Below are 21,156 nucleotides of genomic sequence, written 5' to 3'. Positions count from 1 at the left end.
GGTCGTATAATTTCGGCAGATTTCGGATCAGAAGCTAAAAGTTCTTCCTTTTTATTTCTATCAATAATAAAAGCTTCATTATAACCTGTAAGTATCCCTCGAAAAATATTAATATCCCAATCCCTTAAAGGAGTTCCAACTGCTTCAATTTTAGTTTTTATTCTTTGTTCTATTTCGCTTAAAACGATCCAGCTATCTGTAGAATTAAAAGATGAATTATTATGATGTTGTTCAAAATATATGCTCAAATTATTTAACACCTTTTCTTTAACAATACAAGACTTAATTTGTTGTCTATTTTTATCCTTGGAAAACATTAAAATATTGGTGTCTACTGTAGCAGAATCAAATATCTGAACTCCACTAAAATCAATAAGAATTAAAGGATTAGTATAATCAATAAAATACTTTCTTAAACTTTCTCCATATGCAGCGCGCATCCATTTGTTTGAAGTAATGAAAATTAAGCTTCCCTTCTCTCTTAAAAGATTGTTTCCTAATTCATAAAATAAGCTATATATATCACCAGTTCGAGTAAAGGTGTAATAATTTAACTGTTGCAAAGCATCACTAGACTTTCCCATTTTTTGCAATTGAATGTAAGGTGGATTTCCGATAATAACGTCAAATCCAATATAGTTTCCCTCATTATCTAAAACTTCTGGAAATTCAAATCTCCATTCAAATGAATCTTTATAGATAGCATTATTTAAGATTTCTTCCTTTTCTCTGATTAACTTATCTGCTTTTATTTTGAGCTTTTTAAGGTTATCCTTTTCAGATTTTTTAATATTCTCACCAAAGAGTTCTAAGTTGTCTAATCTTTGCTTTTCATTTTCATATTCTCCGATTGCTTTGGATACTTTTTCTTTTATTTTGGTATCTAACGTTGTTTTGAAGTTAGATTTAATTATATCGATTATATCTAAAACTTCTTTTTTCTTTTGCTTACTATTGGTTTGTTTATATTCATTTACAGCGGTTTTATAATCCTCTATATTATATACAATTTCTTTGTTTTTAAATGCTAACTTCAAACTATCTTGTAATCCAAACCGACTTATAAGCGAGTTACCACATTTAATATTAATATCAATATTTGGAAGTGTTTGTAATTCACCTTCAGAAGTATAATATGCATTTTTCAACAATTCTATCCACAAACGTAAACGACAAATATTTACTGAATTTGGATTTATATCTACTCCAAACAAACAGTTTTCAATAACATTTTGCTTTTCATGGAAGATTGTCTTTTGAATCAATAAACTATTAATATCTTGACGGTTATATTCAAATAATTCACCTTCATTATACGCGATATATAATTCATCATTTTCAATAGAAACTTCACAAGGAACTCTTTTTCCATCTTCATTGCACAGAATGTTGAGTTCACTTTTAATCGCAATGACTTCATTTAATGCAGAAACTAAGAAGTGCCCCGAACCAACAGCAGGATCACATATTTTTAAACAATTAATAGCTTGATTAAACTTTAGCAAATCTTCCTTTTTGAAAAACTGTGAACAATAATCTTTTACATCTTCAAATGATTCAATAGTATTATTGTATTCTACTTTAAATTTATCCACCACAGCTTTACGAATAGCTTCTTTACACATGAACATCGTTATATATCCAGGTGTATAGAAAGAGCCATCTTTATAACCGTTAATCTTTTCGAAAATTAATCCTAAAACTGATGCGTTAATTAAAGTTTTGTTATCAGGAGAGTCCTCTATTTCTGTATTTGCATCTGCGGAAAAATCATAAGAATCTAAGAAACGAAAAATATATTCTAATGTATTCAACTTTCCTTTTAAGCGTTTGCCATTAGAATCCTTTAAAACAGAAGATGGATAGATCTCCATTTCTTCATCCTTTAATGCTGTAATGTCAAAGGTGACCTGTTCAATGGGACTATGCTCAAAAAGGCTACTATTTAAGTATGGAATATATTTAAATCTATCTTTGTACTTTGCATGGCGTTCATTTAATGGTCGAGCTAAAGCAGAAAAGAATAAATCATTTAAAGCGTCAAAACCATCCAAAAAGCCAAAGTTCAGAAATTTAAATTCATTGGATTTATTATAGCTTACTAATTGAGATTCTAATAATTTGAGAAAAAGTATTCTATTAACCCAATTGATACAAAGTTCCAAACCTACCGAAAACGCCTTGTCTTCGTTGTTGACGAATCCTGTAACTCGATCTAAATAGTTTTTATCCTCTAATGTAAATATGGTATTCTCTAACAGTGATGCATAGTCTCGTTGAGAGAGAGGTTTACGAACAATAACTTTTTTAGAATTTTCTTTTATTTCCTCTAATCCTATAATGTGAAGTAACTCTTTATAAAAAGAGTCGTTCAACTTATTACTGTCGTTACCAAAGCCATGTCCCAACAAATGAACATTAGAAAACAATTTGTAAATAGTGCTTAATTTAATGTCATTAAGTTTTTCAATTTCGTCTACACCTATTTTTAAATAAACATAAGGTAACCGGTCTTTTACTTCCTCAATATATTTGAAGGCTATCTCATTATAGAAAAGCTCATTTCGAATGGTGTCCTTTAGTCCATCTCGGAAGTTCATGTATTCCTTGATAAGTGATGTGTTTTTATAAAATAATGTATAAAAATCTTCAGCTTTAAAAAAGAACCATTCTACACCGTTGGTTACTACTAGGTGTTTGATATTATTATTTTTAGCATCTACGCGTTCACGTAAATAATATAAAAGCAGCTCATGTAATGCCTTTTTATTTAGATTCTTATCAGTTATAAATTCAGCTTTATTACTTGGTCTTTTAGCTTCAATAATTACCCCAATGTCACTTTTTGCTGTCTCATCTAGATAAATAGCTAAATCAATACGTTCTTTAGTATTTATTAAGTTTTTTTGATAGAATGTATTGTTTAAAAACCGTTTTATGGGTTCTTTTAGATGCTCTTCACTTTCATTTTTTCTATCACTTAAAGCAATTGCCTCTATACAATTAGATAATTCTGCCTTAAACTTATCAATATCTTGACGTAATGGTTTAAATTTACGATATGCTGGATTAAGAGCTCTGTTAATAGGAATTACTGGCATTTACTTTAAAAAGTTTTTGTTAATAATAATGGTTTAAAATGTGTTAAAATTAATTAAAATAAGTGAAAGGAATGATTTATCTTTCAAAATATTAAAACTCAACTGATCATAAATTATGAATACTTTATTAGATATAGACAAGATTGTAGGATACCTATTGCCACTTAAAGAGAAACTTCACCAGCTTTATAATTGGAATGCTAAAATTGATAAATTAGTGGAATTTAAGATAATCGACAATGAGCAACTGAATTCTTGGAACCTTCTATCTAATTATGAAAAGGAATTACAAATAAAACATACTTTAAATAAATATTTAAAAGTTATAAGCTCAGAAAGTTCCGTCGATAGTAAATTAGATGAAGTATGTTACTGGATCATCAAAGATTGGGGTGGCATAAATCTGAAAAAAGAGATAGTAAAACCTCTTGTGGATGAATTTTTAAGTAAAAAAGACTGGGGCTTCGATAAAATTGCAAGTATATCAAAAGTAGCTTCTTTTATGTTTCCAGAAGAATTTATAATCTATGATTCAAGAGTTGCCTATTCATTAAATTGGATAATTCTTAAAACAGATGCCGGCAATAAATATTTCCCTATTCCTGAAGGTAGAAACTCAAAAATGATTTCATTTGATATGAATACGTTAATTCATATCAAACATGCTAATAATTTTGTCACTGATGATCATCAAGAGCTATTAGGTAAAAACAAATTTATAAGTAAGAGAGATCAGATTATCTACTTCGATAAACAGGATGCATACAAACGTCTTAATAGATTAGTCAAAGAGATAAGCGATAAACTCTGGGATGGAGATTTAGAAAAAAGACATAAATTGTTCTATACAGAGATGTTATTGTTTTCTATAGCGGACAACGCGATTTTTCAAGACATTGTAAAACATTTTATGGAAAAAAATAATATTTTCCTGAATTCAACAAAATAAAATGTTGAACGAAATTCGATAGAGGTTTAGTAGCACAAGCTCGCATTAACTGTCAACTAAGTCGAATTGCAGGTTTTAATAAGGACTATTTCCTTGGCATGGGTAATGGCCCAGAAGGAATGGATAGTACCTATTCCAGGAACCACGAAAATACATCGTCTAGAAGAAAACTTGAGTGCTATAGATGTGAAGTTATCCGCCGATGATTTAACTGAAATTGAAGCTGCCCTATCAAAAATAGTGGTTCATGGTTCAAGAATCTCTTAAGTACCCATCAATAGTTGAAGCCAGGTTATTCTTTGTATAAAATAAAATATCCTTGAACCTAAATTCAAGGATATTAAAACTAATAATAAACCTATTTAACCATAAACTACCATAAACTACCCCTTTAACCCCACTAATAACCTTTATTTTGAGTTAGATTTTTATTGAGAAGAATCTCATTAAAAGGAATCGGCCATAGATAGTTTTTGTCTGACTTAAACTCTTTTACATACCCAGACAATTGTACTGTTACCAATTGGCCTGGGCTTTTAGGATTTTCGTAGGTCATTCCTTTTACTGGACCTGGAATTACTTTCTCTGCAGTTTTCCAACGTCTTATATCAAATAACCTAAGACCTTCCATTGCAAATTCTACATTTCTCTCCCTTCTTAATCTTTCTCTCAATTCACTTTGATTAGTAGTTATTACTTTAGGCATATTAACATCCTGACGAGCCCTAACCTCATTAATTGCGTTTAAAACTGAATTATCAATTTCATTAAGTTCTATAGAAGCCTCAGCATAGATTAATAGGATCTCAGCATATCTTAAGTAAATTAAATTTAAACCACTATTCCAGGGATTAGCAAAATCTGAATTACTAACCCATTTCTTAAAATACCAACCTGATGAGGTTACATTTTCGGCAGAAATTGTAATATCGTCAGCAGAACCATTGCCCGGGATTGTGTTTAATGGTTTACCATTCGCCAAAATATCTCCTGAAACAAAAACAGTATATTTCAATCTTGGATCCCTGTTTTCATACGGTTTGAATGGATTAAAGCCACTTGCTGAATTTTCAATAGGTAGTCCTGTTGTTTTCATTTCATAAGCATCAACTAATGATTTTGTAGGTACTACTTGACATGCTTGGGTAAACAAACTATTTGCAGTAAAAAAGGTGAAAATTGAATGTGCTGCAACATCTTTTGCATACTGTCTTGCAAAAATAATTTCCGATGAATTTTTTCCTGCGTAATCAAAAAGTTCCTTATATGAAGGATGAATCTTATAAACCCCCATTTTTATTACTTGATTTGCAGCTTCTTTAGCTTCTTTATATCGACCGGCATAAAGCATTCCTCTGGCTTTAAGTCCCAAGGCTGCACCTTTGGTAATTCTTCCAACCTCCTCTTGAACCTCAGGTAGGTCAACAGAAGCATCTGTCAATTCTTTTGATATAAAATCCCAAATTTCTTTTGTAGCTGTACGAGTTATTTCCTTCGCTTCTGTTACATTGATTGGTTTAACGACCAATGGAACATCCCCAAAAAGCATGGTTAAATTAATATAAGCAAAGGATCGAATTGTTTTCATTTCAGCTATTAGTCTTTTCTTTATAGTTGGATCAATCTCTTTGATTAATTCCACCTTATCCAAAAAATCATTTGATGATCTTATCAATGTATAATAATAGCTCCACTCACCTCCTATGACACCATTACTTGCGTTGTAGGTGTTTTTTTCTATCTCTGATTCTCCTCGCCATTGTAAAATGAAATGTCCAATATCTGTGAATGCATCCATGGATGTATATCTCCATTGATTTCCAAGAACTGAATAGACACCATTTGAAGCAATAATGGCATCCTCTTGTGTCTTCCAAAAGAGTTCACTGGATAACCTATCTTTTGGAAGAGTATTTAGCAAATCTTTTTTGCACGAAACATTCAGTACTATACAGAGTAACATGCAATAAATTCCAATATTTTTCATTTGTTTTGATTTAGAAGTTTATATTGATTCCTATAGTCGAGACTGAAGTTTGAGGAAAACTCCCTTCTTGTCCCCTGCCCTCCATTTCTGGATCAATATTATATTTATTCAATTTGGAAAATGTCAGAAGATTGGTAGAAGAAATATAAATGCTTAATCCATTTGCCTTAATTTTTTCATAAATGGTTGGAGGGAAATCATAAGATAAACGAACATTCTTCAATCTTAAATAAGACCCATTAACCATCCAAAAATCAGAAATCTGGGCATTTTTCATTGTGTACTTTGTAGGTCTTGGGTACCTTGCATCTGGATTCTGTTCAGTCCAATAATCAGCGTACTCTTGATGGGTAAACCCTCCCCAAATTCCATGTTCCATTATTGCACCAGTCATTATCTTTTGCGAACCGGAAACTCCTTGCCAAAATAAATCAAGATTAAATCCTTTCCATCCAAAAGACATATTGGAAGAGAATGTCCAATCTGGTATTTCTTTCCCAAGTAATACAAAATCATCAGGCCCTAAGATTCCATCCTGGTTTTGGTCAACATACTTGATATCTCCTGGCCCAACGGACTGATCCCATTTAGCATAACCATTTACTTCCTCTTGATTTTTAAAAAATCCATCGGTTTTAAATCCATAATAAGAATTTATAGGTTGACCTTCAGTCGTAATTGTTCTATAATCACTATTTCCATAGGCTGAAATATGTGGACCTGTACCCGCTAAATCAACAACATTATTATGGTTATAATTAACATTCAGGCCTAAACCGAATCTATAGTCTCCTAAATCTTTATTAAATTGAACCAATCCTTCAACACCTTTATTTTCCACAATACCAGCATTTTGGCTGGTTGGAAGCAAACCCACGGTAGCAGGAATTGGGACTAATAATAAGATATCCTCCGTCCTTTTATTATAATAATCGAAAGAAAAATTAACCAGACCATTGAATAGGGCACCGTCTAAACCTAAATTAAATTGGGAAGTGGACTCCCATGAAATATCCTGATTCGCAAGATTAACCTGTCGAAATCCATTCACCGGCATCCCATTAAAAATATAAGTCTGTTGATTATAGGTAGGCATATAGGAATACAACCCAACCTGTTGGCTTCCAACTTTACCCCATGAACCTCTTATCTTAAATTCGTTAATTGTTTCTTTTAAAGTTTCCCAAAACGACTCATTTGACACACGCCATCCTGCAGAAAAGGATGGAAAAAACCCAAATCTATTTCCTGCAGCAAATCGTGATGACCCATCATATCTAGCATTAACTTCTAACAGGTATTTACTCTGATAATCGTAGTTAACCCTTCCGAAATATGATCTTAAACCCCATTCAGAATTTCCTCCGGTCGCAGATTGGGTTGCATCATTTGCACCCATCGAAATGGCTTGTAAATCATTATTGTAAAAATTTTGTCTGGCTGCCCGATTCCAATTATCTGCATGATAAATTTCTGAATAACCTAACAATCCACTTAAGTGATGATCATTAAACTGCTTATCATAATTCAATTGAATATCTAATCCATTTTCTTTCATCCATGTCCTGTTATCCTGCATCGAGTTTATATTATTAAACATCCTCCTTTCTGGATATAATTTATCCTTGAATTCAAATTTATTAGTGAAAGAATTTGTAAGTCCATTTTCATATTGGCTTGAATACTGACCTGAAAGGCTTAATGATTCTAAAATTTGATATTTCGCCCTGAAAATCCCAGATAAATAAGTGGTTTTAGTGTTAGATATACCCCGCTCTTTAGCATTAATTAAAGGACTGTAACTATCTACAGATAATCCATAAGTTCCATCAGAGTAAACTGGAACTGCCCACTGGCTGTTTTGCCACATTCTGTTATAAGACTCCCATTCGTTTACCGGAGTTGTTCTATCTGTAATTCTAACATTGATATTAGAGGTTAACGAAAGCTTATCAAAAATTTTTATGTCATTTTTGGCTCTTATTTCCCCAATTTGAAAATTGAAATTTGGCAATACCCCATCTTGGTCTAAATATCGAGCAGAGATTCGATTAGTTATTTTCTCTGAATCTCCTCCTGATATTGAAATAGTATGACTTTGCTGTGGAGCCAGATCAAACATTACGTCTGTCCAAGTATTCGGCTCTGGATATTTCTCCGGATCTTTTTGATGGTTTGCGGCCCAATTATTTATATAATCTTCTGTATAAAAAATATTACCATACGTATTCAGATATGCCGCATTTTGTTGTTTCAAATAAGTAATTGCCTCCATATGTTCTGGAAGGTTATTAGATTTTGCCAATCCATAAGAACCATCATAAGAAACACTTACTTTTCCATCTTTAGCAGATTTAGTAGTCACTAAAATTACACCTGCAGAAGCCCTAGAACCATAAATAGCTGTTGAAGCCGCATCCTTCAAAACTGATACAGACTCAATATCTGATGGGTTTATTCTAGATAGGCTACCTGGGACTCCATCTATCAATACTAATGGATTATTATCATTTAACGACGTCACCCCGCGTATCCGGGAAGTAAAGTTTTCTCCTCCTGGAGAGCCGCCTCGGTCTATAATCGTTAGCCCTGACAATTTCCCCTGCAAAGCTTGAGTGACATTTGTTGAATTACGACTTTCCAAATCTTTACCACTTATGCTACTAACTGCATTCGTAATACTCACCTTTTTCTGAGTTCCATAACCTATTGCTACAATTTCATCCAATCCAGTCGTATTTTCCTCCAAGGTCACCTTTATATTATTTTCCGAACCTACTTTGATTTCTTTCGACACATAACCTAAACTGCTAAATATTAATTCAACTTCATTTGTAGAAGTGGAAATAGAAAATTCACCGCTTGCATTGGTTTTATTTTGAACTGTTGAGTTTTTCACAGTTACCGAAACCCCCTCAATAGGATTGCCTCCAACATTAACAACCACACCTGTTATGATTTTTTGAAAACTAAAATCATTCATTTCAAAACCTGCCTTATTGTTCAAAATCAAGCTTTCATTAACATTTCCTAAAGAAAATGATGAACTAAACAATACAAAAAATAGAGTATAGGAGGTCCGTTTACAATGTTTCTCCTTGAAAAAACATTGCAAAAATTTATTGCAATTCATACCGTAATATGTTTGGTTAAAAAATTATTAGTTCCTTAATTGAATTGATTACTTTTTCGAATGAAATTCCTGACCATTTATAAGTTTATCAGAGTAAATAATTGCATCATTAAGTCGAATGCTATATCCCTTTTTAGGGTTTTTCACAATAATTTTAGCAGTATGTTTTCCTTTTGGAAGTTGATATTTCCAAAACACATCATGTCTCCTATTATGACTATTTGTTGGTAACTTAAAGTTTTCAACTTCTTTTCCGTCAATCAATAAAGTTAAATCAAACGTGTAGTCTTCATTAACATCCTTATCCTTAAAGGCACCACCTCTCATTACAATCCCAATTCCATTAAAATCAATACTATAAGAATTCTCTAGATCTTTTCTAACCGATATCTTTTCGACTGGGTAATGACCTTCAAAACTTTTTTCAAATCTTACTGTTTGAGGTTTTTGCACTTTTACAACAATTTCATTAGTCCCAACTTTTCCTCCGTTTTTCTTAATCATTTCTAGTGCATGCTTATATCCAACTTCGTAAACCTTATTTAAGGACATGTCGGTATATTTGAAATTGATATCTTCGGCTTCTTTTAATCCCATTTTCCAATATGCAGGGATTTTATTATAGCCAAGTATAGTCCCTAATACACCTCCAGCATTTGATGGATTACAATCCGAATCTTGGCCAGCTCTGGTTGAGATCTCCATAGTTTTCGTAAAATCGCCATTGCCATAAAGCAATCCTAAAACAATGTAGGCCGCATTTATTTTAGCATCAATATTAAAGGGTTCAAACACCCCATCAGGACAACCTACTTCTTCAGACCATTTCTTTTGAATTTCAAACCATGTTTGTTTCCAATCATTCGGATATTGTTTATGCCAGGCAATAACATCTGCTACACACTTGTAAAAATCACTTTCCTTTGGAATAGTTTTCAATGCCTCCTCAACCACAAAATTTATATCATCTGATACATAAGCAATTGAATACATTGCCCCTACATATACACCACCATACCAACCATCTCCGTAATTCATAATATGACCAATTTTATCGCTTATTTCAGAGGCAGAATTTGCCATGCCTGGATTCATTAAACCGGCATAGTCTGCTTCTATTTGATAGTCAATATCATCAGCATGTGGATTATGAATCCAATGTCCAGATTCCGGTGGCATAATGCCTTGTAAAATATTATACCTTGCTGCTTGATTTGCATGCCATAATGGATATGGTGCATTAGCAAATGCTACAGCAAACGAATCTGCAGGAGCATCTATTCCGAGTCGATCTATCACCTCTACAAAAGTCAAGTCCATATAAATATCATCGAAAAGACCAGGGATGTTGTCCATTGTTTCTTTGATATATCCGTCCTTCCATGGGATTACAGCATAATCTTGAATATATGTTCCATTATATCTAAATTCTGTAGGTCCACCAAATGTGACACCTATTACCTGTCCTGCCCATCCCCCTTTTAGCTTATCCTTCAGAACATCTGGTTTAAATTTTACTTGCGAAGGTAAATTCTCCTGTGCAAAGGAAAACGTTGTTGTTAAAACTGCCAATAATCCAGTGACAGCCATAACTTTTAAATTATTAATTTTATTCATAACACATATTTTAAGTTAATTATTTTATATTTTTTAATATTATTTTTCTTATTTATTAATATATAATCAACAGATTTCTAGATGACATTTCACTTCTTGTCATCGTTAATTAATGATTATGCTGTTCTATTCCTATATTAGGTTTATCAGAATATATTAATGAGTAATTTATATCGACATAATATCCTTCAATAGATTTAGGCTGAATAACCTTCACTTTATGTTTACCATTCGATAAATCATAATCCCAAAAAATCTCTTCCCTCCTGGTCAGATAATTTGTAGGTAGGCTGAATGTAGAGACTACTTTGCCATCTATTTCTACTTTTAGAGAAATGTCAACATCTTTTGATTTTGGATCAACTTTTCTCGGCGAACCAACCAAAACAAAGCCAGTACCTTCAAAGTCAAATTCATATTCCCTATCTAGTTTTTTGTTAATTACAGTTTTCCTGATTGGATATATGCCTTCAAAGCTTTTTTCAAATTTTACAGGAATTGGTTGCTGGGTTTGAATTGTAATTTGATTATTATTGACTTTTCCACCATTCTTTTTTATCATCTCTAAGGCTTGATTGTAACTAGTTTCATAAACCTTTTTAAGACTGGTTTTGGTATATTTGAAATCAATATCTTCGGCTTCCTTTAAACCTAATTTCCAATACTCTGGGATGTTGCTATACCCTACCATGGCTCCTAAAATCCCTGCTGCAGTTGAGGGGTTACAATCAGAGTCTTGTCCTGCTCGAGTAGATATTTCCAAAGTTTTGGTAAAATCACCTTTCCCATATAATAGACCCAATACAACATAGGCAGCATTAATTTTTGCATCTATGTTATATGGCGCATGAACTCCTTCAGGACAACCTGTGTCTTCTGCCCATTTTTGTTGGATTTCAAACCAATTCTGTTTCCAATTATCTGGATACTGTTGATGCCATTTGATTACATCTGCAATGCATTTATAAAAATCACTTTCTTGAGGAATGGTTTTCAAACCCTCATTCACAATAAATTCAATATCGGAAGAAAGAAAAGCCAAAGAATACATAGCACCTACATACACACCGCCATACCAGCCATCTCCATAATTCATGATATGACCAATTTTATCACTGATTTCTGAAGCTGAATTAGGCATTCCCGGATTCATTAAGCCTGCAAAATCTGCTTCAATCTGATAATCTATATCATCTGCATGTGGATTATTCTTCCAATGTCCTGATTCAGGTGCTTTTATTCCATTTAAAATATTAAATCGAGCGGCTTGATTTGCATGCCATAGTGAATAATCCGCTTTTGCAAAAGCATTTGAAAATGAATCTACTGAAGCATCAACTCCTAAGCGTTCCATTACTTCGACAAAAGTCAAATCCATATAGATATCATCATACAAGTGCGGATTATTTAGCATCGTATTTTTGATATACCCATCATACCATTGCAAATTTTCATAATCCTGAATAAAAGTGCCCCTATATCTAAATTCTGTCGGTCCACCAAAGGTTACACCAATAGTCTGTCCTGCCCAGCCCCCTTTAATTTTGTCTTTTAAGATCGTGGGACTTATTTTAAACTCTTTTTGATTCTGGCTAAAACCAAATGGTAAAAAGCAAACATTAAGAATAAGGATTAGCAAAATCAATTTTTTAAAGTTTGTCATATTTTTGAGGTTTTTAATATTTATAAATGGGATTAAATTTGTGGTTCTTTTATTCCCCAGACCAAATAATGAGGCCAAGACCACAAATAAAAAAGAAAAACATAGCAATAATTAAATTTCGAACGAGGTTATTTTGCCCACTAAATTCCTTCCAAATTAACACCCCCCATAGTGCGGCAACGAGCGTTGCCCCTTGCCCTAGTCCATAGGAAATGGCAGGGCCTGCCTTTCCGGCTGCTAACAAATTAAATAAATTACCCAATCCCCAAATTGCTCCTCCTAATATGCCCATTAAATGAAATTTACCATTCCCTTTAAAAAACTCCTTATAACTGATAGGTTCCCCTTCTAAAGGCCTTCTCATTAAAAATGAATTAAACACAATATTGCTTAATAGGATACCTGTTGAAAATATAACAAATGCTGTATATGGAGTCATTTTTCCAGGCTGTGGGCTTTCAAAATTATCCAAGTCCATCCCAGATGCTAAAAATGGATAAAAAGCAGACATCAAGAATCCAGCAATAATGGATACTACAATCCACTTCCCTATTCCTTTTGATTGTTTCACCACTTGATGTTTTTTATAGGCAACAGCATTCAGAATTATTGCGATAGTAACTAAGGTAACTCCTAGGAATAATAAATACGGATTACCTTTTTGATGGATAAGAAAGTTAAAAAACACACCTGCCACCAAAGCAATACCTATCCCAATGGGAAATGCGACAGACATTCCTGCCGAGGCAATAGCAGCTGTCAAAAGTATATTGGCAAGATTAAAAATTACACCACTCAATATGGCATTAAGAATATTAGAAGAATTAGTTTGTGCAATATCCTCAATGAACGGACGTCCAGAATCTCCAAAACTTCCAAAGGTAAAGGCGCTAATTAAAGCAAATAAAAATATACCCAAAACATAATCCCAATAAAACAACTCAAATCGCCATCTATCTTGGTAAACTTTTTGAGTATTTGCCCAAGATCCCCAACATATCATGGTGACTATGCAAAAAATAACAGCTGTGGTATAATCAGATACAATAAACATAATTTTGGTTTTTAAGGTTAGTATTTTATGATTTATCGAAATAGTTCAAGATTATTTCATTTCTGTGAGGGATGGAACTTTGAGCTCCCATCTTAGTAACAGATATTGCAGCACATCGACAAGCGAAGGTTACAGCATGTTTCATTTCCTTTCCTTCTGCCAATGCAACTGCTAACGCCCCATTGAAAACGTCTCCAGCTGCTGTAGTATCAACAGCATCAACGATTGGAGCTTCAATCATATAATAATTATCTTGATCATAAACTAATGCTCCTTCTTTCCCAAGGGTGATAATTATGGTATTTACTCCTAATTCTCTAATTTTCTTCGCTGCAATTTTTGCACTTTCTAAATCTTCAACTGGATAATTTGCCAAGGTAGATGCCTCCTGCGCATTTGGAGTAATAATATCCACTAAATTCAGTATCGACAAAATTTCTGGGTTAACTGGAGCCGGATTAAGAATTACCCTGATCTTTCTTTCAAATGCCAATTCAATAGCAAATTTCACTGTCTCAATAGGAATTTCTAACTGTACCAATAGAATTTCAGATTCAGGAAATTTATCTATTGCATCTTTAACATTGTTTTTATCCAAAAAGGAATTGGATCCTGGTGCAACAACAATACTGTTTTCCCCATGCTTATCCACTGTAATTAAAGCAATTCCAGATGGACTATTGACCTCAGCATAAATCCCACCAATATTGATACCTTCATCTCCAAAAATCTTGGATGACTGTTTCCCAAAAATATCATTACCAATTTTACTTATGAAGACCACCTCTCCTCCTAACCGTGAAACTGCAACAGCTTGATTTGCTCCTTTGCCTCCAGGATTCATAAAAAAGGTTCCGCCTAATACAGTTTCACCTGGTTTTGGAATATGATTTGTCTTAACGACCATATCCATGTTTGTACTCCCAACTACTAAAATTTTGTTGCTCATTTATTATTGGATTTAGGTTTAATACAATAAAATTAGCTATTGCTTTTTTGGAAAAAAGACAATTTTTTATTAATTTTTATAATTATAAATCACCTAAATAAAAGCAAAATATTCATAATAAACATAATATCAATTAGTTATGAATTTATTATTGCTCGATTAATTACAATCTTATGTTATTTCAAGATTTAGAAAAATTAATATTCTCATTGTCATCCTCTGAGAAGAAACACTTTACTTTATATTCAACAAATATCAATGGTCCAAAAATGTACTTGGTTTTATTTGAAGAAATTCTCCTTTCAAAAAATAATCCTATTTCAAATTGGCAACATAATTTCAAAAACAACTATCCAAAAAGCTCCCTTGAAAGCACCAGTAATTATTTATTCAAAACATTAACAGACTTTCTAGTCCAAAGTAGAATAGAACAAAATTCTTGGTACCAACAGTTGCATGGATTAATGAAAGCACAATTATGTTTCGAAAGGTCCATTCCAGATAGAGGATTAAAAGAAATCTCAAATGTTTATAAAAAAGCTAAAGAATCCGAAAATTTAAAAAACATATATCAAGCGGTAAGAATGGAGTTAGACACACTTCATAACTTAAATTTTTCAAATATTGATGAACAATATATAATAGATAAGCAGCTAGAAGCCAAATTATTATTAAAGTCTATTAATGAAATCCAAGATCATTACAATCTTTATGAACTTTTGAGTTACAGACTAGCAAACAATCCAATTATCGAAGAAAATACAGATGATTTAATATTGGGGGAATTAAACCTAACATTCAACAATCGCAAAAACATTTTCGAAACTAAAAAAATCCATCTTTTATTTCAGGCCCATTACTTCATTAATAAAGGAGATTACCAATCTGCTTTGTTAATTTTTTCTGACTTGGTTAATCAGTTTGAAACCAATCCAACTCTTTGGAACTACCCCCCTTATGACTATCTATCAACATTAGACGGAATTATTAATAGCTTAAGAAATACGCTGCAATATGAAGAAATGCTTCCTTTCTTAGAAAAGATTCAAACCTTATTATTGGACAATTATCCCGAACATTTTAAAAACATCGCAAAAGCCACCTCTGATATTTATTTAATGCAATTCCATATATTCAATAATCAACTCTCACAGGCAAAATCTTTATGTAATAAAATTGAAAATATAATTTTTGCTGACACTGAAAAACATATTGAATACTATTATTTTCAAGCACTTACCTTTTATTTATTGGAAGAGTACCAAAAGACAAAACAGATTCTTAATGAGCTTTTCATAGTATACCCATCATATATTTCGTTTAGTATCTATCGTAATTCTAAATTGCTTTATATAATGACAATTTTAAAAAACCAGCATGATCAAGAATATATAGATTCTGAAATCCGGGCTTATAAAAGGCTTTTCCAAAAAAAAGGAAAGTTGCTGCAAATTGAGAAACTAATATTTAAAATTATCTCCTTAAAACCTCAATTAAGAGGAAATGATTGGAAAAAAAAGACTAAGGAAACATATTCAAAACAATTGGACAAGATTGTTTCTGATAACAAGGAAAATTTATTAATCAAGAACTTTGATTTTAAGAATTGGATTCAATCAGTGTTTTCATAATTACTTTAAATCCTACAATTAATAGCATGATCAATTTCCTAAATCAAAACTATAAATACATTTACATTAGATCATTTATTAACTTAAAATGTCTATCCTCATAATTTTTAACCAAGATGGTGAGAATTTCAACTTCATCAGATTCTTTAGATTCTGCTTTTAAATCATTCTGCATTAAGAAATAAATTCTTTCCAAATAACTTTCATACTGTTCCTCATTCTTAATTGGCTTTAACGTAATCATTTTTTTAGCGTTTATTTTATCATAATCATTATAAGTAATAGGCCAAACAATAAAAACAATTTTTAGTCAATTCTTAATACTTCTAATCAACTAAATGATAAACCATGCTTATTCTTGGCTGCGATAATCCTTATGCCCTACTTAGAATTACTATAAAAAAACTGTAACCCTTTCAAATTTCTAGTGACTTAATATCTAATGAACCATCTCCATTTCCAAAATTTTATTTTGGTCTTCCCTTCACTCTAATTATTCCGTAATAAATCCAGAGGTCCAATGATCAAAGTCTAATTGATAAGTTGAAATCTCAAATCCCTCCAAATTATCCTTAAACCCATCAAGCATTGATGATCTCCTAATTGCCTCTTCAGCATTCTTAATTGAAGTGTAAACCCCTATCAATTTAGAGTCCTCACCACGTTCAAGCCTATCATCATAATGAGTATGCCACAATATATAAACTTCCTGCATTTCAATTGCTTATGTGTTTTAACTTATTTATTCCTCTATTGGTAACATCTGATAAAATTAACATTTTAGGGTTCTATAACATGATCAAAATTTACAATTTCCATTTCAGATTTTTAATGTAATTCCAAATTAAATTCCTTTTAAATTTTAGAAGAAATTGTAATAGGAAACAATAAAATGATCTAAAAATATATCCAAAAAAAAGTCGTCCCTGATTAGGAACGACTAAATATCTAATTCTTTATCAATAGTGAAAATACATATTCACTATCAACAATCTCTCAATTATTTCTTACTCAACTTCTGCAAGCGATCTTTTGCATCAGGAATAATATCATCATCTCCTTCATAATTTTCAATCACACTTTCCAGAGTACTCTTAGCCTGTACAGCATTTCCTTTACGAGTATATGTATCAGCCAAAAGGATAAAACACTTGGCCACCCAATAATCATTGGAATCCATGTTTTCGATGACATCAAACGCCGATTTCTCAGCTTTGGTATATTCCTTATTTTTATATTGCTGCAATGCTACAAGGTACCTAGCCTCTGCACTTGCTGCAGATTGGCTTTTCAATGCCGCCAAATTCAATTCCTTGGTTCTAGATTCCGTATTCCCTTCCTTTTCCATCGCCTTAGCACTATATAAGTGTGCTGTAGCAATTTCCTCGTCAGTAGCTCCCGCATAATCTTTGATCAGTTGTGCATATTTTTCCATCTGCTCAAAATCACCGATTTCGTAATAGCACTTCATTAAATTAGTCACTGCAAAACCATAGTTATCCTTATAGTCTGAATTGAGTTCAAGTTTTTTGAGGTGAACAATTGCTTCATTGTATTCTTTTAAGTTAAGATACAGAGAAGCCACAGTCATTAAAGTTTGACCCGTATACTGACTAGTCCAATCATTTAAGATAATGTTCAGGTCATGTAATGCTTCTTCCGGACGCTTGGTATGGTATAAACTTACCCCGCGAATAAATCGAGCATGTTTCTCCTGCCTAGGTTTAGGAAATTTATCAAAATAAGCATTTATTGCTTCTACAGCAGGACCATATTGTCCTCTTGAAAACAATGTACGCGCAGCCTGAAATGCCAGATTATCCTGCTCAGCCTCGCTTAAGTCAGTAATATTTGTGCCAGTAGCGTATTGGATATACCCGGTAGCATCTCCTGCATCCAGATAAATGCTTTCAATGGATAGCAATGCTTGAGATGCCTCACTGGTCTTCGAATAATCTTTGACAACACGCTGAAATGTTGCCATCGCCGCCTCATTGTCATTCTTATTATACTGAACTAAGCCAATCGTCATCAATGCTCGCGGAACGTAACTACTTCTTGGATACCGCTCTATCATGCTTTGAAGACCAGCAATGGCAGTATCGTAATCGCCACTCGTAAAATATTGATATGGAATCTCAAATGCTACATCATCCGCATAATTAGACTCCGGGAACTTTTCAACTACAGATTTCAAGGTACTGAGCTTACCTTCTTTATCTCCCTGTAAGCCAAGGATTATTCCATGCTGAAACAATGCATAATCTTGATTTGGAGCTTTAGCAGCAATCAATTGATCATAGTATTCATTTGCACGGCCATAGTTCCGCATATAAAGATAAGAATCCCCTAATCTCGCTAATACATCATAACGAATATTTTTATCGTCAGTAGCTTCAGCCGTTGCCAAAAAGCGTTCAAAACTCTCAGCAGCCATGCTATATCGATTGATTCGGTAAGCCGCATAGCCTAATGCATAGTTCGCATAATTGTAAACAGATGTATTTTTTGCTGCTGGTAAACGAAGGAAGTTGCTAAAGTTCTCTACTGCCTCCTTATATTTCCGAACCTCATACATAGCTTCAGCTTTCCAATAGGTAGCCAAAGCTGCCATTTCTGGATCGTACTTAAGCTTTTCAGAACGCATAAACATAGAAATACTGTTTTCAAATGCACGCTCATTGTAAAATTCTAATCCCCGGTAATAGGTAAGCTTTTGGTAGATCATTTCTTCCTTTGGCTGCCTGTTGGCAAATGATTCCAATAAATATACCGCTGATTGAAAATTTGTAGTTCCCGATAGGACATTTGCCATTCGGGTTTCTGTGGTCTCAATTTTCTTAGTTTCAGGATCAAGATCCTCATTTTTCATCGCGATATACTGCTGTAATGGTTTCAATCCAACCTTTACAGAATCCAATTCATAAAGAATCTTTCCATAATTATAAAGTCCATCTTCCTTCAATTCCCGATCATAGTTCATATGTGCAGCTTTATAAAAAGCTTGATGTGCCTTTTGCTTATCCCCTGCATTCAGGGCAATATGTCCTAAAGCAATAAGTGAGCTTTGGTAAAATGCATCATTAGGTTGCACTTTAGACAGAATCGATGCTGCCCTATCGAACTCTCCTGCTCGAAAAGCAATGATCCCAATCCTGTTATTATCTATATTGTCACGTGAAGAATTCGGGTGCCTTTCTGGTAAAGGACTGTGAAATGGCTGTCTATAGGGAGTTCTTGCAAAATACATGCTCGCAACGAGCTCCTTAAGCTCAACCTCAAGTGCAGCACGGTCGATCTTCATATCTGGACTGCGACGAATTTTCACAGCATCAGCCAACATCGGACGGTAATCACGCACAATCTCTATAGAATCCCCTACTCTAAGTTTCGTAGTATCTAACTGCGTAACAGATTGTAGCTTGTCCGTTTGTTGTTTTTCCTCCTGCGCATATCCTGCAACCAATACCAAAGAAAAAATTCCAGTTAGTACATGTTTCAAGTTATTATATCCACTCCTTTGTTTCAGTATCATTGTAATTCCCAGTTTCTATGTTTTTCATAACGCTACTTCTAAGAGGAAATTATAACGATAAAGTTTATCCCCATCCTAAAAGCAAAACTCAAAACTAAAAAATTCCAATCACAATTAAGTTAAATGCCTGTAAAAAGGCTAAGGAAGAGGGTAATAAACTTATTAATGTAGTTTTTCATCGGCGAGGTTTTAAAATTAGTTTCTATGTCATTCGACATAGAATGACGAGATCCGCTTGAGGAAAACACAGGGAAATAGGAAAAGAAGTCCATTCAAAAGGGACTTCTTTTCCTATTTCCCTCTCTACCCAATATTGGAAACTGTCATTCCAACGCTTTAGCGTTGGAAACTATTTTTATACTTTGACAATTCGTCAGCCCATCGGCAAGCTCAGGGCAACGGCTCAGGGACCGAATTTGTTCATCCCTTTGACAATACGTCGGCCCTTCGACAGGCTCAGGGACCGAAGGTATAAGCCATTCACCCCCCCAATCTTTCCTCCATCCACAACACCTCCCAGAAGCAAAGGATTGATTAGACCGGCTCATTTTCCAGTGTCGGAAAGGTGAAGGAAATTCCGCGGCCATTGTGTGGGGGGATTGGCCTTGGATGCTTTCAAAAAATCATTCCCTCAAAAGGAATGATTTTGCAGAACGGCATCCTCGCCATAAAGGAATTTCCTTCACGCGCCCAGGCCTCGTGCGACTAGCCACTTTAAAATGAGCCAAGGGTTTTGGTTACTTTTGCCCCTCAAAAGTAACATCTACCTTCCTTCGTGTTTCAGTCGTGTTTTAGTCGTGAATGGTCCGCACCTTGCTAGGAAATTGTCCACAGCTCGTCCGCTTGCGAGCGGACGAGCTCCGGATAACTTTTGGACAAGCTGTGGACGAGACACGAGCAAAACACGACCAAAACCAAACCTAAACACAACGAAAATCCAAGCAGATAATTCATAAATGCATGTTTAAACCTTTATTTTCAGTATTATAAATAATTTTTTATTGGCAGGATAATTGAGCCTACGGAACTAAATCACAACTTATAACTATGAAATCAAAGATTAAATATTTAAGTATTGCTTTATTATCCGTTGCAACATTAGGATTTAATTCTTGCAGTAAGGATAGCAGTTCACCTATTGAGGTTGCTGAAGGTACATTTGTTGGGGAAATGACCGTTTATCTAGCAGCTGGAGGATTAAAAACTTTTGAGAAAGGCTCAGTAACAATCAATAAGACTGGCGAAGGACAACTAAAAGTGACTCCCGACCCTTCGACTGGAGGATCTCCAAGAGTTTTTGATGTATTTGAAGAAGATGGTTCAATTGTAAATAAAGAAGATGATCCTAATGGGGTATTTATCTATTATATCGATAATCAGACTGTCGTAATAACTTCTACCAAAACTGCAGCTACAGCAAAAGATAACCACTTTAGAATACTAGGTGATCGAAAAAAATAATCGATTTCAAGAATGATCAATAATAAAAAATTGGTCATTCTTGATTAATACTATGTTTCAATAAAATCGAATTATT

Annotated in this window: 15 protein-coding genes; 5 read left to right on the top strand and 10 right to left on the bottom strand. The window is 33.5% G+C overall.

The window, feature by feature from the left end; all coding sequences use genetic code 11:
• The coding region (locus tag E0Y80_RS12975) for a type IIG restriction enzyme/methyltransferase (RefSeq protein ID WP_156308101.1) at positions 1–3,101 on the bottom strand (3,101 nt) is incomplete at its 3' end.
• A gap of 115 nt (positions 3,102–3,216) precedes the next feature.
• Here E0Y80_RS12975 and E0Y80_RS12970 point away from each other — a divergent pair.
• Entirely contained in the window at positions 3,217–4,050 is an 834-nt protein-coding gene (locus tag E0Y80_RS12970) for a hypothetical protein (protein WP_156308100.1), read from the top strand.
• A gap of 66 nt (positions 4,051–4,116) precedes the next feature.
• Positions 4,117–4,317 (top strand): aldo/keto reductase, encoded by a 201-nt coding sequence (locus E0Y80_RS12965; protein WP_231596043.1) that lies wholly within the window; start codon positions 4,117–4,119, stop codon positions 4,315–4,317.
• A 133-nt stretch (positions 4,318–4,450) separates the two neighbouring features.
• Here the strand turns inward: E0Y80_RS12965 and E0Y80_RS12960 are convergent, their stop codons facing one another.
• The 6 genes from E0Y80_RS12960 to rbsK all read right to left on the bottom strand — a co-directional run bounded on the left by E0Y80_RS12960 (position 4,451) and on the right by rbsK (position 14,453).
• A complete protein-coding gene (locus E0Y80_RS12960; RefSeq protein ID WP_156308099.1) occupies positions 4,451–6,037 on the bottom strand; it encodes a RagB/SusD family nutrient uptake outer membrane protein in 1,587 nt (528 codons plus the stop codon).
• Positions 6,038–6,047: 10 nt separating this feature from the next.
• Complete coding sequence (locus E0Y80_RS12955; RefSeq protein WP_197091594.1) at positions 6,048–9,044, bottom strand: SusC/RagA family TonB-linked outer membrane protein; 2,997 nt, start codon at positions 9,042–9,044, stop codon at positions 6,048–6,050.
• 174 nt (positions 9,045–9,218) lie between these two features.
• Positions 9,219–10,787 (bottom strand): ADP-ribosylglycohydrolase family protein, encoded by a 1,569-nt coding sequence (locus E0Y80_RS12950; RefSeq protein WP_197091593.1) that lies wholly within the window; start codon positions 10,785–10,787, stop codon positions 9,219–9,221.
• Between the two features lie 109 nt (positions 10,788–10,896).
• A complete protein-coding gene (locus E0Y80_RS12945; RefSeq protein WP_156308097.1) occupies positions 10,897–12,450 on the bottom strand; it encodes an ADP-ribosylglycohydrolase family protein in 1,554 nt (517 codons plus the stop codon).
• A 49-nt stretch (positions 12,451–12,499) separates the two neighbouring features.
• The gene (locus tag E0Y80_RS12940; RefSeq protein WP_156308096.1) at positions 12,500–13,504 is read right to left on the bottom strand and encodes a GRP family sugar transporter; all 1,005 of its coding nucleotides are present in this window, start codon (positions 13,502–13,504) and stop codon (positions 12,500–12,502) included.
• Between the two features lie 25 nt (positions 13,505–13,529).
• Entirely contained in the window at positions 13,530–14,453 is a 924-nt protein-coding gene (gene rbsK, locus E0Y80_RS12935) for a ribokinase (RefSeq protein ID WP_156308095.1), read from the bottom strand.
• Between the two features lie 173 nt (positions 14,454–14,626).
• On the opposite strand from rbsK, the gene E0Y80_RS12930 reads away from it, so the two are divergent.
• A complete protein-coding gene (locus tag E0Y80_RS12930; protein WP_156308094.1) occupies positions 14,627–16,084 on the top strand; it encodes a hypothetical protein in 1,458 nt (485 codons plus the stop codon).
• Positions 16,085–16,145: 61 nt separating this feature from the next.
• On the opposite strand, the gene E0Y80_RS12925 is transcribed toward E0Y80_RS12930, so the two are convergent.
• From E0Y80_RS12925 to E0Y80_RS12915, 3 genes are all read right to left on the bottom strand, one after another.
• Positions 16,146–16,328, bottom strand: a complete 183-nt coding sequence (locus tag E0Y80_RS12925) for a hypothetical protein (RefSeq protein WP_156308093.1) — start codon at positions 16,326–16,328, stop codon at positions 16,146–16,148.
• A 249-nt stretch (positions 16,329–16,577) separates the two neighbouring features.
• Positions 16,578–16,799 carry a DUF7336 domain-containing protein gene (locus tag E0Y80_RS12920; protein WP_156308092.1) on the bottom strand — a complete coding sequence of 74 codons (222 nt, stop codon included), beginning with the start codon at positions 16,797–16,799 and terminating at the stop codon, positions 16,578–16,580.
• A gap of 285 nt (positions 16,800–17,084) precedes the next feature.
• Positions 17,085–19,619: a tetratricopeptide repeat protein gene (locus E0Y80_RS12915; protein ID WP_156308091.1), complete on the bottom strand. Its 2,535-nt coding sequence runs from the start codon at positions 19,617–19,619 to the stop codon at positions 17,085–17,087.
• Positions 19,620–20,338: 719 nt separating this feature from the next.
• Between E0Y80_RS12915 and E0Y80_RS12910 the strand changes: the two genes are divergently transcribed.
• Positions 20,339–20,575, top strand: coding sequence for a hypothetical protein (locus tag E0Y80_RS12910; protein WP_156308090.1), 237 nt, complete (start codon positions 20,339–20,341; stop codon positions 20,573–20,575).
• Between the two features lie 91 nt (positions 20,576–20,666).
• The gene (locus E0Y80_RS12905; protein ID WP_156308089.1) at positions 20,667–21,080 is read left to right on the top strand and encodes a hypothetical protein; all 414 of its coding nucleotides are present in this window, start codon (positions 20,667–20,669) and stop codon (positions 21,078–21,080) included.
• Positions 21,081–21,156 lie beyond the last annotated feature (76 nt).

The sequence above is a fragment of the Sphingobacterium endophyticum genome, from assembly GCF_009733535.1.
Taxonomy (GTDB): Bacteria; Bacteroidota; Bacteroidia; order Sphingobacteriales; family Sphingobacteriaceae; genus Sphingobacterium; species Sphingobacterium endophyticum.
This window is presented reverse-complemented; position numbering and strand designations above follow the sequence as displayed.